General features: G+C 36.3%; 12 protein-coding genes. 6 read left to right on the forward strand and 6 right to left on the reverse strand.

The window, feature by feature from the left end; genetic code table 11:
• Window positions 1-23: 23 nt before the first annotated feature.
• Both BM201_RS01455 and BM201_RS01460 read left to right on the forward strand, forming a co-directional pair.
• Complete coding sequence (locus BM201_RS01455; protein WP_092539619.1) at window positions 24-3,632, forward strand: BamA/TamA family outer membrane protein; 3,609 nt, start codon at window positions 24-26, stop codon at window positions 3,630-3,632.
• A gap of 11 nt (window positions 3,633-3,643) precedes the next feature.
• Window positions 3,644-4,234 carry a thioredoxin family protein gene (locus tag BM201_RS01460; RefSeq protein ID WP_092539620.1) on the forward strand — a complete coding sequence of 197 codons (591 nt, stop codon included), beginning with the start codon at window positions 3,644-3,646 and terminating at the stop codon, window positions 4,232-4,234.
• A 117-nt stretch (window positions 4,235-4,351) separates the two neighbouring features.
• Here BM201_RS01460 and BM201_RS01465 read toward each other — a convergent pair whose 3' ends face one another.
• From BM201_RS01465 to BM201_RS01490, 6 genes are all read right to left on the reverse strand, one after another.
• Window positions 4,352-5,011: a haloacid dehalogenase type II gene (locus BM201_RS01465; protein WP_092539621.1), complete on the reverse strand. Its 660-nt coding sequence runs from the start codon at window positions 5,009-5,011 to the stop codon at window positions 4,352-4,354.
• A gap of 101 nt (window positions 5,012-5,112) precedes the next feature.
• A complete protein-coding gene (locus BM201_RS01470) occupies window positions 5,113-5,664 on the reverse strand; it encodes a lipid-binding SYLF domain-containing protein (protein ID WP_245758547.1) in 552 nt (183 codons plus the stop codon).
• A 360-nt stretch (window positions 5,665-6,024) separates the two neighbouring features.
• Window positions 6,025-6,420: a hypothetical protein gene (locus BM201_RS01475; RefSeq protein WP_092539622.1), complete on the reverse strand. Its 396-nt coding sequence runs from the start codon at window positions 6,418-6,420 to the stop codon at window positions 6,025-6,027.
• Window positions 6,421-6,510: 90 nt separating this feature from the next.
• On the reverse strand, window positions 6,511-7,383 hold the full coding sequence (locus tag BM201_RS01480) for a ChaN family lipoprotein (RefSeq protein ID WP_092540574.1): 873 nt from the start codon (window positions 7,381-7,383) through the stop codon (window positions 6,511-6,513).
• Between the two features lie 124 nt (window positions 7,384-7,507).
• On the reverse strand, window positions 7,508-8,704 hold the full coding sequence (locus BM201_RS01485) for an HmuY family protein (protein ID WP_092539623.1): 1,197 nt from the start codon (window positions 8,702-8,704) through the stop codon (window positions 7,508-7,510).
• 16 nt (window positions 8,705-8,720) lie between these two features.
• Window positions 8,721-10,838, reverse strand: a complete 2,118-nt coding sequence (locus tag BM201_RS01490; protein ID WP_092539624.1) for a TonB-dependent receptor plug domain-containing protein — start codon at window positions 10,836-10,838, stop codon at window positions 8,721-8,723.
• Window positions 10,839-11,017: 179 nt separating this feature from the next.
• Between BM201_RS01490 and BM201_RS01495 the strand changes: the two genes are divergently transcribed.
• Genes BM201_RS01495 through BM201_RS01510 form a run of 4 tightly spaced genes read left to right on the forward strand, consistent with a single transcriptional unit; the run spans window position 11,018 to window position 14,760 of the window.
• Window positions 11,018-11,893 (forward strand): heme/hemin ABC transporter substrate-binding protein, encoded by an 876-nt coding sequence (locus BM201_RS01495; protein WP_092539625.1) that lies wholly within the window; start codon window positions 11,018-11,020, stop codon window positions 11,891-11,893.
• Window positions 11,883-12,917, forward strand: coding sequence for a FecCD family ABC transporter permease (locus tag BM201_RS01500; RefSeq protein WP_092539626.1), 1,035 nt, complete (start codon window positions 11,883-11,885; stop codon window positions 12,915-12,917). Before BM201_RS01495 ends, BM201_RS01500 begins: the two co-directional genes overlap by 11 nt.
• Window positions 12,917-13,726 (forward strand): heme ABC transporter ATP-binding protein, encoded by an 810-nt coding sequence (locus tag BM201_RS01505; protein WP_092539627.1) that lies wholly within the window; start codon window positions 12,917-12,919, stop codon window positions 13,724-13,726. Before BM201_RS01500 ends, BM201_RS01505 begins: the two co-directional genes overlap by 1 nt.
• Window positions 13,723-14,760 (forward strand): hemin-degrading factor, encoded by a 1,038-nt coding sequence (locus BM201_RS01510; protein WP_092539628.1) that lies wholly within the window; start codon window positions 13,723-13,725, stop codon window positions 14,758-14,760. The genes BM201_RS01505 and BM201_RS01510 overlap by 4 nt, the downstream gene beginning before the upstream one ends.
• Window positions 14,761-14,821: the final 61 nt, after the last annotated feature.

Raw genomic sequence — 14,821 nt, forward strand, 5'->3', positions numbered from 1 at the left:
TTCAGATAACTAACAGGATTTACATGGTTAATAGATTTATACTTCAGCAAACCACTTTCAGCTTCAATAAAATTTACTTCGCTTTTTGCCTAATATTAGCAATAAGTAGCACCTATTCTTATGCTCAGCAATCTGATAGAAAAGTTTCACAAACTTTCTATTTTACAGGGAACACCGGTGTAGATGAATCCAATTATACAAAAGAGGTTCTTTCAGCAATAAACCAAATGTCGCAACAAGATGAGAAAGCAACATTTGTAGCTTTGGGTAATATCACTTCTAAAAATGGATTCCCTCCAAAGAAAAAAGATCGTGAAGCGGCAAAAGAGCGACTTCGTAAAAGTCTTATGGAACCAATGGAAAATTTTAACGGACGTGTAATTTACACGCCTGGTAAAAATGAATGGAACAAAAATGGCCATGAGAATATCGACGATATGGAATCTTTTATTCAGGATAACAGTAATGCTGAATTTTGGCCTAACGATGGTTGTGTTCGTGAGATCGAAGACCTGGACACAGAGAATATTGAACTTTTAATGGTAGATTCTCAATGGTTCTTAGAAGATTGGGATGAGCATTTATATATCAATAACAAATGCGAGTTAAAAACGCGCGACGAATTCTTTACCAAATTTAAAGACGACCTTAAAGACGAGCAAAACAAAACGGTAATCGTAGCCATACATCATCCTATTTTAAGTAATACAAGACGTGGGTTTTTTGAAAAAACCGGCGGTTTTAATAAGGAAGATTTCTACAGTCAGCAACGTAAACAATTAAGAGGAACTATAGAAACACTGGCAAGTATGTTCCCTGATGTGATATTTGTTTCTTCTAGCGATAAAAACCTACAATATTTGGCAGACGATGGTATTCCACAAATTATAAGTGGTACGGGCGGAAAGAAAACGAAAAAAGCAAGAGCCGATGAAGATGACGGGCAGTTTGCCTCAAGCGATCATGGTTTTGCCAGACTTACTGTTTACGACGATAACAGCTCTGAAGTTGAATTTTATTCAGTTGAAAATGGAGCTACTGAAAAATTATTCAGTAAGATCATTAAAAGACAGCAAACAACGATGGACGAAGTTTCTTATCACGATATAAGTGACTGGCCAGCTACTAAAAAAGCTTCGATATACACCAAAGAAGAAACTTCTAAATCTGATGTATATAATTTCTTTTGGGGAACACATTATCGCGATGTGTATAGCAAAGAAATCGAGGCTCCTGTTTTAGACCTTAGCAAATTACCAGGTAATCCTGTTGCGATATCTGAAGGTGGTGGACACCAATCCAGATCGGTAAGAATTAAGGATGATGAAGACCACGAATATACTTTACGTGAACTTAGAAAAAGTGCGGTTAGATTTATACAATCTGCCATTAAAAATCACTACGTAGAGGATTATATGCAAAACACCGTAGCCGAAAGAATTGTGCAGGATTTTTATACCACAGCACATCCTTACGCGCCTTTTGCATTAAACCCAATCTTAGATACGCTTAATATCTATAATGCCGAGCCAGAGATCTATTACCTGCCAAAGCAAAAGAACCTGAATATTTTTAACGAAGATTACGGGGATAAACTTTATATGAAAGAAGTGCACGCAGGTGACGAAAATAAAGACAATCCTAAATTTGGAACTCCAGATGATATCGTCTCTACTACAGATCTTTTATTAGATATGCGCGAATCTAAAGAATATAAGATCGACGAATCTGAATGGATCAAAGCACGTTTGGTTGATATGCTTATTGGGGACTGGGACCGTCACAATGATCAATGGCGTTTTTCTGAATTTGAACAGGAAGACGACACTAAACTTTACAAACCAATACGCCGTGATCGTGACCAGGCTTTCCCAAGATATGATGGTTTGCTTATCAAGTTTTTAAAACTTGCTATCGTAGATTTTCGAAAGATGCAGGATTACGAAAAAGGAGTTAAGAGCATCAAATGGCTAAATTTTGATGGATATTCCTTAGACCAGGCGTTTATTAAAAACCTGGACTGGGAAGACTGGAAAAATCAAGTTGAATTTATACAAAATCAGCTTACAGATCAGGTAATCGACAATTCATTTAAAGTTTTACCAGAAGAAGTTCAGGATCAATCTATAGAAGATATCAAAAAAGCAATGAAAGAGCGACGTGATAATCTTTTAGAGCCAGCTCGCGCTTATTACGAGTATTTAAATCGCTTCCAGGTGATCACCGGGACAGAAGAGGATGACAAATTTCTTATCACCAGAAAACCTAACGGGAAAACAACAATTTCGATCGAAACTGAAGATGAGATGGTTTTCGAAAATACTTACGATAAAGAAACTACCAAAGAAATATGGTTATATGGTTTAGACGGAAAAGACGATTTTAAAATTGAAGGTGACGGTGATCATTACATAAAGCTAAAAGTAATTGGTGGAGAAAATAACGATACCTATGAATTTGAAAATAACCGTAACGCAAGACTTTACGATTACAAGAATAAAAAGAATACCATAAAAGGTAATAGCAGCAAATGGTTGGTAGACGATTACGATGTAAATAACTATAATCCAGATAAGAGAAAATACAGTACAAACACCATGTTCCCGGCAATTGGTTGGGATCCAGATGCAGGATTTAAAGTTGGGGTTTCAGACACTTACACCACTTATGGATTAGCCAATAATCCTTTCCAATCGCAACATATTTTTGGCGCAGCATATTTTTCTGCCACTAATGGATCCGAATTTACCTATTCTGGAGAATTTGCACATATTTTCCATAACTGGAACTTTGGAATAGAAGCTGGATTTACAAGCCCTAATTATGCGATCAACTTTTTTGGCTACGGAAATGAAACCAGTTACGATGACGATGCGGTAGATAGAGATTATAACCGAGTAGGAATTGCACAGTGGAATATCGCTCCTTCTTTGATCTATCGAAATGGAAGCGGAATAAACTTTGCTATTAAACCAATGCTCGAATCTCACGAAGTAGATTACAAAATGAATGAAGCTACTGGCGAATTTTTTAATCCTGATAATGATGTTTTCGAAAGCCAGATTTATGCCGGTGGAGAGCTTTCATTTCAGTATAAAAATAAAGGGAACGAACTGGCATTTCCAAGAAGAGGATTACAGTTCGATATTGCCACAGGTTATAAGACAAATATCGACGAATTCGACAACGAATTTGTATATTTGAAACCATCTTTATCTATAGATTATCCATTACATGAAAGTGGGCTGGCAGTGCTTGCAACTAAGATTGGAAGCCAGATGATTTTTGGTGATAATTACGAATTTTATCACGGCGCAACCTTAGGTGGTAATTATAGTTTAAGAGGCTATAGAAACGAACGCTTTAATGGTAAAACATCATTTTATCAAAGTACAGATCTACGTGTAGGAATCGCTAAATTTAGAACCAATTTTGTTCCTGTAAGAATGGGATTCACTTTAGGTTTTGATTACGGTCGCGTTTGGGAAGATGATGATAACTCAGATGTTTGGCATAACGATTTTGGTGGTTCGATCTTTATAAACGGGTTTAACGCACTTTCAGGTAATTTAGGATTATATCATAGCGAAGATGGAAACAGAGTAATGTTCTCGCTAGGATTTAACTTCTAAAACATTAAAAAATGAATGTAAATAAACCGGTATTTAGTTATATCGAATTTTACGAATGGACGGTACAACTGGTAAAAAACAAACAGACTTCCGGAGAAAAACAAACCGAAAATCTTATAAAATTTACCGAGCTTAATTTAAGCCGAATGAAAAGGCTTAATAAAACAACAAAACTAATTCCTGAATTAGAGAATTTTGTCACTACACTCCAAAAACCACAGGTTTGGTATGTAATTACTGAAGCCTGGTGCGGGGATAGTGCCCAGAATTTGCCAATTATAGGCGAAATTGCTGCCGCAGGGAACAAAATCGATCTTAGAGTAATTCTTAGAGACGAAAATCCAGAGTTGATTGAAAAATACCATACCAACGGAAGTAAATCGATCCCTAAGCTTATTGCTTTTTCTGAAGATGGAGTAGAATTGTTTACCTGGGGACCACGACCAAAGCATGCCCAGGATATGGTAATGGATTGGAAAGAAAATCCTGCCGGTAGAGATTTTGAAGCTTTCGAAAAAGAATTACACACTTGGTACACCAAAGACAAAACACAATCTACTCAAAAGGAATTTCTAGAGATTTTAACCAATCTTAAATACTAAAAAACAAGGGCTGAAATTATACAATTTCGGTCCTTGTTTTTTAGTATTCGATATTCTAGAATTAAAGTGATAAGAGATCAAGATTTTTCTAATAACTAGCACGCAGGTTTTTCTGGTCTAGATTATAATATTAGTAAGATTTTCTAAATCCTCTGCAATGTGATCTGGCTGTTTTGCTAATGGATATGTACTTTTGCCCGGTCTTGCAATAAAAGCTGTTTTTAAACCTGCATTTTGCGCCCCGGCAATATCCCAGCCATGCGCTGCAACCATTAAAACTTCAGAAGCATTAAGTTGATGATCACTTAAAACCTTTTGGTAAGTACTTTTATGTGGCTTAAACTTTCCTACCACATCTACTGAATATATCGCATCGAAAAAACCATCAATTTTGGCATATTTTAGTTGAGCTTCAGCGGTTTCCTGATTTCCGTTAGTTAAAGCGATCAAAATGCAGTCTTTTTTTAGGATTTTAAGTGCTTCGAAAACTTCCGGATAAGCCGGCAATTCTTTAACCAATTTCAGTATAGATTTTATTTGTTCTTCTGAATATTCTTTGCCAAAGTAATTAGAACACATTTTGAAAGTAGCTAAGGCAACCTGAGAAAAATCATGATGATTTTCAGTATCATTTTCCACCAACGAATAGTGCAAAAGCTTACTAAACCAAACTTGAAAAGCCAATTCATTACCTAATTCAGTATTAACTCTATTCTCTAAGTTTTGCATATCCAAAAGAGTCTCGTTTACGTCAAAAATTATAGCTTTTGTCTTCATGATGTTTTTTTTGAAGTAAAGTACCTCGGATTATTAAATCCTTCGGTACAAAAAAAGCCGGTTATATTACCGGCTTTATACAATAATACTGAATATTTTAATTATTCACTCCAGTCTCTATATTCAAACTTTTGTCCTCCTACAGAAATATCTACCATTGCCCCAGCTTTTGGCATGGTTACGATGGCGCGACCTTTTTTAAAATTAACGCTTTTTGCTTTACCCTCTTCTACGATCACGGCAGAAGCTTTTCCAGAAAGTTTATAATTTCCTTCTTTAAATTCATCTAATTCTGCCTCTGTTTGAAACAAAATAGCCTGTCTATAAGCCTGCCCGCCAATTTGTAGACCAATATCTACCTGACGTAATTCTGAAAACCCGGCTACCTGCCCATCTTCAAACAACACACCGTTTCCTGCTGCTCCACCTAAAATGTAAGCGCCTTCCCCTACATTTGGGAAGATCACATAACCGGCGGCTTTTTCGAATAAAGCTGCCAATTCTGGTTCTTCTTCAATAAAAGCAGCTTTAGATGCAGTAGCATCGTCGATTAGATCTTTTTGTTTTTCGCTTTGAGCATTTAAATTAATCGCACTAAAACTAATAAATGCTAATAGTAGTAAACCTAAATTGAGTTTCTTTTTCATCTTCATAATTTCATTTTTTTTGGTTCGATACGAAATTAAGAAGCAGCTAAGGGAAGTGATGTTAATGGGCTGTTATTTCACGGAATTTTATAAGAGACCTTAAAATTATACAAAAAGAAAAGGCTGCCAACAAGCGTTGATCAGCCCTTTTCTCACTCTCTCTCACTTAAAATCATTTACAAATATCTGAGTTCTTCAGAATTTGTTTCCGGGGAATCAGATTTGGGAATGATTGCCCAGAAATACATTTTAATTTCTTTCCTTTTTAGCTTTAAGACAAACAGCTGATTCAAAAGTATAAATTGAATACCGTTTAAATTGTTAACAGCTTGTTATTTCACTTTATTTTAAGCTTTTACAGCTACCTTATTTTTTCTCGGTTTTTAGTTCTTCACTATCTCTTGCCATCATCACAAATAGGTAGTCACCACTTTCTTCTTTAAAATTGAATTCTTCTCCAATAAGCTCCCAACCTTCAGCATTATATTTTTTTATGAGTTTTATTAATCCATTAAAATCATAATGATTAAAAAGCTTAGATCGTTTTTGTTTGATTTTCTGGTAATCTTCTCCGTTTAAAGAAACATATGCCATATTATACTTAAAACTATACGGACCATAGACTATGCTTAGATAATCTTTTTGAATGGCTTTATGATTAGAAACTTCAGGTGAAATTGCTAAGGAATCTGTTTCCTGAGCGCTCGCCATAATAGAAAACCCGAAAACAGTTAGAATTGAAAATAGTTTGAAAAATTTCATAGGAATACCATTTGAAGTTTTTCAAAAACAAGAATAACTCCAAAGTCTAAAAATCGACAACTTATTTATACAAAAATGGAAATTTCCCCTTTAGTAAGTGCGCGTAAAATCTTCAGGAATAAAAAGTATAAAATTACCGGTATTCGCTTTTTCTGGCACAAATTCTAAAGCTTCGTCGTCGCTTTGTTCTGCACTAATTACCGCGATCTTCAAATCGGGGTTCATTTCTTTTAGATACCAGTAAATTCCGCCATAACTCTTACTGTGATAATCGCCGTTATAATGAAGAAAAATCCCATCTTCAGGAAGATAATCCAGGATCTTTTCAGCCATTGTCGCGTCTTTGATCGCCTGAGCTTCTACAAATTTCATGGCATCACCCTGCATACCGTGACCACTCATCATTTTCAGCATTTCAGCATAACCGGGAGTGATCGTATCTACTTTTATGGGAAGTTTTGCGAAGTAAGATTTAGCTTCTTCAGCATAATTTTTTAAAGAATCCAGGCCTTTCTTCGACACCGCAGATGCATAACGTCTTGGCACATTGGTTGCCACAAATTGCAGTTTATTGGTTTTTGCGAATTCTATTAGAGGTTTGTAATCTGTTTTATAATTATTCCAAAGTCGCATTTCTTCTTCGAAACGGCTCTGCGGAATTTTACCTTGAAGATATTCATCTAAAATCAATTGATTATCGGCTTCAAACATTTCGGCTCCTAAGACCAAATTGGTGTTTTTAGCATATAATTTTTCAGTAAGCTTTTTCTGAAGCCAATGCACTACAGGATGATCATGAAATTCTCCAAAAAGCACCACATCATAATTCGATAAACTATCGCTCATTTTTTGAAACGAAACCGAATTTCCTTCAGAATCATAAATTGCGTAGGCTTTTAATTGTTGCGCATTTACTGTAAAAGCTACCACTAAAACGAATAAGGTTACGAAAATCCTTTTCATACTAAAAATTTGAAGCTTAAGATAATTAAATTCCATCATTACAAGGCTTAACAAATGCTTTAATCGAGAAAAAATCCCTGCCTTTTACAAGAACAGGGATTAAAACTAACTAAAATAACACTCCTTAAAGAAGATCGTAAACGATCTGAGGAAAACCGCGTTCCCCTTGTTCATTAAGCAACGCAGTAAATTGTAGTTTGTAAAAATTACCATCGGTATCTCTTACAATATAATAACGATCTGAAAGTGCTCCTTCACTACTAGAACGCCATCCACTTGCAATTAAGGCACGATCGTTATATTCAAATTCATTTTCGTTTACATCTTCTAATGTAAACTCGTCGTACAAAGGTTCTCCGGTAGCAACAGGCGCTGCATCTTCGCCTTCGCCAGGCTCTTCAGTAAGCACCATATAAACTCCTACGCCATTCAAAGTATTATGTACCACATAATCTGAATAAGTGACGCCAGCTACCAATCCTCTTGAACTTCCGTAGTAAGAATATACACTGGTATAATTTAGATCCCAGTTTTCTTTGGCTGGTTCTACATCAACCTCGATCCCGTTTTCTAAACTAAAAGCAGTAAAGTCATAAGCTTCGTCTTTGGTAATTACCACTTCCTCGTGCGTATCTGAACTTAGGGGAGCATATTGCAACACATAATCGTTGTTGTTCATAAAAACCTTGATCTTATAAAAACCACGATGATCTCCAGTGGTGTTTATCGATCCTGCTTCGGCTTCATCTTTTGGGATTTCATTACCAAGTGAAACAATTATCACCTCAGCTTCGGCTTCAGTAGTTGGAATATCACCTATGGCTGTTTTATCTAAATCTCCTGTGCTGTCATCAGTAAACCTAATGTTATTTTCTAGATCGCCATACATATGATATCCTACAGGAATTCCTTCTTTTAATTCGTTTAACGTACTTACCGTAACTTCTATTGGTTGGAATCCTTGATTTAGAGTTTTTAAAGTCATAGGCGCAGTTAATTCGGTATCCTCACTAACCGCATCGATATCGTAAATACCTTCTAGTTTTGCTGCTGAAGCTAAAATCGAAGAGTTTAAAACCACGCGATTCTCTGAACTTATAAAACCAAGTTCCCAGCTATCACGACGAACTACAGTTGTTTCTTCTGTACTTAGATCGATATATACCTGGTTAGGTTCTGTAGAGCCACCAGACTCGATATCTAAAACTGCACTTTCTACAGCGGGGATTTCGATAATTCCTCCTCCATTATCATCATCGCTACTACAGCTAAAGACAATAAAAGAGAGGCAAAATAATTGAAGTAAAAGATTCTTTTTCATTTGGTGTTGATTAGAATTAAATATTTAGGTTATATAAAAGTTTTAAAAAATAAGACCGGCCGTAACCAAACAACAAAGAAGTTGATGGTGCTTCGTGACCGGCCGTTGCGGTAATAGCCGAATTGTTTACGCGAACTACATTAAAAAGGTTTCTGGCGCCCAGTGTAACTTCAAAACGTTTCTTAAAGAAATATTTGTTGATGCTGGCATCCATTAACGAGTAATCTTCCTGCGTTCCCTTTACAAATTCGTTAGTATCGTTATCTCTAAAATATTGCTGCAACTCGCCATTGTATTTTAGCAGCAGTGAAAAACGAGTTTCAGCTTTTGGCCAGTAGTAGCGTAAAGCAGCCGTAGCATTTAAGCTGAATAAATAATCATCCGGATTGGACAATTCGGTTTCCAGGCTTTGTGAAATCCCGGTGTAACTTAGGCCAATATTGGTTTGAAAGTTTTTATAGCTGAAGTTATTTTCAGTAGAAACACCTAAAATTTTATATTCACTGATATTTAGATATTCCATTTGCGAATTATCGCCCACAACCGCCAGATCTATTTTATCCTGAATATCAAAATGAAAGAATTTCAGGTTATTCTGAAGCCGAAATTCGTTGTTTAAAACTGAAGTTTTTTCCGCAGAGATCAGGTATGAAATTCCGTCTTCTGGCTTTAAATCTGGATTACCACGCACATCATGATTGGCATCTACAAAATAGTAGTATAAATTAGTGAAAGTTGGCGTTTTATAAGCCGATCCTACCACCGCCTGAAGTTTTAGATCCTTCGCCGGATTGTAATTAGCACTGGTAGACCAGATAAGTTTCCCATCGTAATTAGAATTGTAATTATAACGGATTCCCGGATAGATCGACCAGTTATTTTTGGTAAAGGAAAGCTGAGAAAATACATCGTAATTCCCCAAATCCTGTTCTGCAATATTATCTGAATATGCTCCGCTGGCTACGGCGTCATAACCTTGCTGATAGGTGATTTCGTAACCCGCAGTAAGATTGAAATTGGCTGATTTTGACAATAAATTTTCGAAAGTCCCTTTAGAAAACCAAAGATCACTTTCCTGATTGGTCATTTTTGAAGTTGTACTCCTCTTTTGTTGTCGCCTAAGATCGTAAACGTAGGTTTCGTAATCTCGAACCTGAGTTTGGTACGAAAGTGAAAGATTATAATGCACCTGGTTCAAATTCCCAAAAGCCTGAGCTTCGTGCCTAAACCGGTTGCTTACAAATTGCTCATCATTTGCGGTAATATCGTATTCTCCATCCTGAATTCGCGCATTTATAGCGTGATTGTAAATATCCAGAGTTTCATTATAATAGTTGAATTTGTAGAAAAAATTGAAGTCGTTTTTAGCGAATTTCAGCATTCCATTTAAAGTGTGCTGAAGTTTTGGATTCCATTCGTAACCACGCCTACCGTCATTAGCCACGCTATTTCCAGATAAGCCGAAATAATCTCTTCCGAAGTAATTATTTTTGAATCCGTTAAAATCGTTTCTTGAAAAATTAGCTGACGCATACCAGTGATCTGAAATATTATGCGCAATATTTAAGTTTTGGATATGCCTCCCTTCATCTTCAAAATTATATTCTTCACCAACCGTTTCTTCCTGTACACTTGCCCTGATATTCCATTTAGAAGCACTAGATTTTTTGGTGATAATATTTATAACTCCGGCTACAGCATTATCGCCATAAAGTACGCCCATAGCGCCTTCAGCAATTTCTATCCGAGCAATATCTTCAAGATTAATTTGGGTGAGATCAATATTATTTCCGTAGCCATTATCACTAACTAGCGGCACGTTATCCACAAGGATTTTCACATAATCTCCAGACAAACCAAACATGCTAACGGTAGAGCGACCATCTGCAGCATTGGGCGTAATGCTAATATTTAATTGCTGATTTAAAATATCTGCCAGGTTATTCGCCCCAACCTGATTTATCTGCTGTGCGCTAATCGCATTTACGCTAAATAATTCTTTATTTATACTATTTATAGTCTGTTCATTTCCAAACAAAAGCACTTCGTCCAACTCATTTACATTAACCGAATCCTTTTGTGCATAAAGGCTCCCAAAGATTAAGCTGAAATAAATAAAAGCTGCAATTTTCATTATTTAGATTTAGTTTAAATAAATTTAACCGCAAACTTATAAGCAGAAATTGAAACAACCAAAGAAAAACTCATATTATTTTTAACCAATCTAAATAAAAATAAATTTAACATTTGAAATTGGACTTCTTTCAAAATGAATTTTACATTTGCCTTATTTAGATTTAATAAAAATAATATATGAAGCTATTTAAACTATTCAGTATTCTATGTTTTATCGCCATAATTGGTTGTAAAAACAACGAATCTGAAGCTAACCAACCACAAGAATCTCAGGAAGAAACAGCTAAAGAGCGTATTATTAGTCTTAATGGTACACTAAGCGAAATTATTAGCGAATTAGGCTATAAAGATCAAATCGTAGCTGTAGATGTTACCAGTATTTACCCAGCCGACTTAAAAGAAAATGCTACAGATCTTGGCCATGTAATGAATTTAAATGTTGAAGCCCTGCTTCAGCAAAAACCAACACAAATTTTCGCGGTTAAGAAAGAACTTTCAGCAGATATTATTGCTCAGCTTGATGGTTTAGAAGTACCGGTACACTATTACGAGCCAGAATACTCTGTAGAAGGAGCAAAAAAACTAGCCAATAGTGTTGCGAAAGACCTAAATACTGAAGCTCCAAAAAAGATCACTAAAAACATCGAAAATGAGCTTAATACTTTAAAGGAATTTAATAGCAAACCAAAAGTAATGTTTGTTTATGCCCGCGGTGCCGGTACTTTGCTTGTTGCCGGAAAAGAAACTCCCGTAGCAAAAATGATCGAGCTTGCCGGCGGCGAAAACGCAATGAACACTTATGATGATTACCGCCCACTTACTACAGAAGCTGTAGCACAGGCCAATCCAGATGTGTTGCTATTTTTTGATAGCGGATTACAAAGTGTAAACGGTGTAGAAGGTTTAAAAGATATTCCTGGCTTGGCAAATACGACCGCTGCAAAAAAAGGACAGGTAATTAGCATGGACGGCTTGTTACTTACAGGATTTGGCCCAAGAACGGGAGAAGCTGCAGCTCAACTTAACACAAAGCTTAGCCAGTATGCAAACTAAGTTTAAATGGTATATGTCCTTAGGCTTTATTCTATTGATTGTCTCTTTTATAGCCTCTAGCCTTTTGGGCGTATACCAGCTAAACTGGAATGACTTTCTGCTTTTATTTAAAAGCATTTTTGATGATACTGTAGCAGTAAATCCTACCGATGCTTATATATTTTTTGATGTACGTATGCCACGAACCATCTTAGCAATAATTATGGGTGCAGGACTTGCTGTTACAGGAACATCTTTGCAGGGTATGTTTAAAAACCCACTTGCTACTCCCGGAATTATAGGAATAACTTCTGGGTCTGCACTTTTTGCGGCTGTAGCCATTGTTTTAGGAAGTACGATAAAAAGCTTTCTTCCTGAAATTTTACATTATTCCTTAATTTCTATCGCTGCATTTATTGGTGCACTATTAGTCATGATGCTGGTGTATAGCATTTCTTTTAAAAACGGAAAAACCCATGTAGTGATCATGCTTTTAGCCGGAGTCGCCATTGCTGCCCTGGCCGAAGCAACTACAGGTTTTCTAACCTTTATTTCTAAAGATGATGAATTGCGTGATCTTACGTTTTGGCGATTGGGAAGCCTTGGTGCTGCCAACTGGCCAAAAGTGATTATTCTATTTATAATTAACCTTGTTAGCCTTAGTTTTTTATTCGGCAATGGTAAAGCTTTAAATGCCATGATGCTTGGCGAAGAAAATGCCAGGCACCTGGGTATAAAAGTGAAAAAATATCATGCAAAAATTATCTGGTTATCCTCTTTAGTTGTAGGAGCATCAGTAGCGTTTGCAGGAACAATTGCTTTTGTAGGACTTATTGTTCCCTACATCCTAAGATTGCTTTTAGGATCTGATTACCGCATCATTTTACCGCTCTCTGCCGTTTTTGGTAGTTTGTTACTGCTTACTGCAGATATAATTAGCCGCACCACTTTAGCTCCTATCGAAATCCCAATAGGAATTATTACCGCTTTTATGGGCGCTCCGGTTTTTATTTTAATTCTTCTTCAATTTAAAAAAGCTTTATAATGTTGGCCATCAACCAGTTAGACATCAACATAAAAACGAGGAAACTTCTTCAGGATATAAACTTCAGTATCCAACCGGGGGAACTTTTTGTTATCATTGGCCCAAACGGTGCCGGGAAAAGCACTTTGCTTAAAGCCCTGACTGAAGAAATCAACTATTCAGGAGAAATTAATTTTCAGCAGCAATCAATTAAAAAATGGACCACAGCAAAGCTTGCAAAAACAAGGGCTAAATTTAGCCAACATCACCAACAGGATATTCCGCTGCCGGTAAACGAAGTCGTTATGATGGGGCGCTATCCATATTTTACCAGCAAGCCAAACCTTAAGGACCTAAAAGTAGTTTCTGAAAGTTTAAAACTTACAGAGATGAGCGCTTTTAAAGACAAATCTTATAACCAACTCTCTGGCGGGGAAAAACAACGTGTTCACCTTGCCAGAATATTTGCACAGCTAAACAACGAATTTCAGGAAAAATTAATGCTGCTAGACGAACCACTCAACAACCTGGATGTTTATTATCAGCATAAAGTTTTAGAAGCGGTTGAAGGCTTTGTAAAAAAAGGCAATATGGCCGCTATTGTTATGCACGATTTAAATCTTGCTGCACAATTTGCAGATCGCATTCTCTTGCTTAAAGATGGTAAAATGGTAAAATATGGCAATCCTAAACAAGTGCTTACATCTAAAACCATTTGCGATGTTTACGATTTTCCCTGCAAGGTAATGTCTCACCCTCTCGCACAAACACCTATGATCGTGTTTGGCGAGGAAAAATCAACCTCAATAATTCAAAATATTAACCCATGAGTACAACAAGTTTAAAACAACAATGGGAAACTCTTAAAGAAGAGCAACCTCAACTAAGAATACGTAATGCCGCACAGGCGCTAAATGTAAGTGAAGCTGAATTGCTTGCCACAAAAATTGGTAATGGCGTTACCCGATTAGCGAATAAACCTAAAGAAATTTTACAGGAAATTGAATCTTTAGGAAAAGTAATGGCACTAACCCGAAACGAAAGTTGTGTACACGAAAGAAAAGGAACCTATTTAAATCCATCGATTGGCAAATCTCCGGTTGGCCTTTTTGTGGGTGAAGATATCGACCTAAGAATTTTCTTTATGCATTGGGCATTTGCATTTGCTGTTTCTGAAATGGCTCGCGGAAAAGAACGGCTTAGTCTTCAGTTTTTTGCTGAAGATGGTATGGCAATTCATAAAATTTATCTTACACCGCAAAGCAATATTGAAGCCTATAAAAATTTAGTTGAAAAATATAAAGCTGAAGAGCAATCGGCCGATTTAGAAATTAAGCCTTTTTCCGAAGAAAAAAATTATAAGAGCGATGAAGAAGTTGATCTTGCAGGCTTCCAAAAATCCTGGGAAGAATTAAAAGATACGCATCACTTTTTTGGACTACTTAAAAAACACAATATAAGTCGTACACAGGCTTTAAAATTAGCGCCTAGTGCCTACTACGCCGATAAAATTGATAAAAATAACATCGTAAAAATGTTAGAAATCGTTGCCAGCAAACAAGTGCCTATCATGGTATTTGTTGGAAATCGCGGAAATATTCAAATTCATACCGGTGACATTAAAAAAACGCTATGGCACCAGCAATGGTTTAATATCATGGATCCAGATTTTAATCTTCATCTAAATATGGAAAAAGTCGAAAATTGCTGGGTGGTTAGAAAACCAACCGAAGATGGCATTGTTACTTCTATAGAATGTTTTGACGATAATGACGAATTGATCGTACAATTCTTCGGAAAAAGAAAACCGGGAATCCCTGAAATTAAAGAATGGCAGGAGGTTGTAGCACAACTTCAGCAATAAAAATTAAATCGGCAAGTTATAAAGCTATAACAGAGAAATTTCTTCAAATCAGCTCAATAAG

The organism is Zunongwangia mangrovi (assembly GCF_900112105.1).
In the GTDB taxonomy this organism is placed as follows: domain Bacteria; phylum Bacteroidota; class Bacteroidia; order Flavobacteriales; family Flavobacteriaceae; genus Zunongwangia; species Zunongwangia mangrovi.

Bases quoted from the DNA above. Each gene is read 5' to 3' on its own strand.
- BM201_RS01500 (WP_092539626.1), top strand. From the start codon at position 11,883: ATGCAAACTAAGTTTAAATGGTATATGTCCTTAGGCTTTATTCTATTG.
- BM201_RS01490 (WP_092539624.1), bottom strand. From the start codon at position 10,838: ATGAAAATTGCAGCTTTTATTTATTTCAGCTTAATCTTTGGGAGCCTT.
- BM201_RS01455 (WP_092539619.1), top strand. From the start codon at position 24: ATGGTTAATAGATTTATACTTCAGCAAACCACTTTCAGCTTCAATAAA.
- BM201_RS01495 (WP_092539625.1), top strand. From the start codon at position 11,018: ATGAAGCTATTTAAACTATTCAGTATTCTATGTTTTATCGCCATAATT.
- BM201_RS01465 (WP_092539621.1), bottom strand. From the start codon at position 5,011: ATGAAGACAAAAGCTATAATTTTTGACGTAAACGAGACTCTTTTGGAT.
- BM201_RS01505 (WP_092539627.1), top strand. From the start codon at position 12,917: ATGTTGGCCATCAACCAGTTAGACATCAACATAAAAACGAGGAAACTT.
- BM201_RS01510 (WP_092539628.1), top strand. From the start codon at position 13,723: ATGAGTACAACAAGTTTAAAACAACAATGGGAAACTCTTAAAGAAGAG.
- BM201_RS01475 (WP_092539622.1), bottom strand. From the start codon at position 6,420: ATGAAATTTTTCAAACTATTTTCAATTCTAACTGTTTTCGGGTTTTCT.
- BM201_RS01485 (WP_092539623.1), bottom strand. From the start codon at position 8,704: ATGAAAAAGAATCTTTTACTTCAATTATTTTGCCTCTCTTTTATTGTC.
- BM201_RS01460 (WP_092539620.1), top strand. From the start codon at position 3,644: ATGAATGTAAATAAACCGGTATTTAGTTATATCGAATTTTACGAATGG.
- BM201_RS01480 (WP_092540574.1), bottom strand. From the start codon at position 7,383: ATGAAAAGGATTTTCGTAACCTTATTCGTTTTAGTGGTAGCTTTTACA.
- BM201_RS01470 (WP_245758547.1), bottom strand. From the start codon at position 5,664: ATGAAGATGAAAAAGAAACTCAATTTAGGTTTACTACTATTAGCATTT.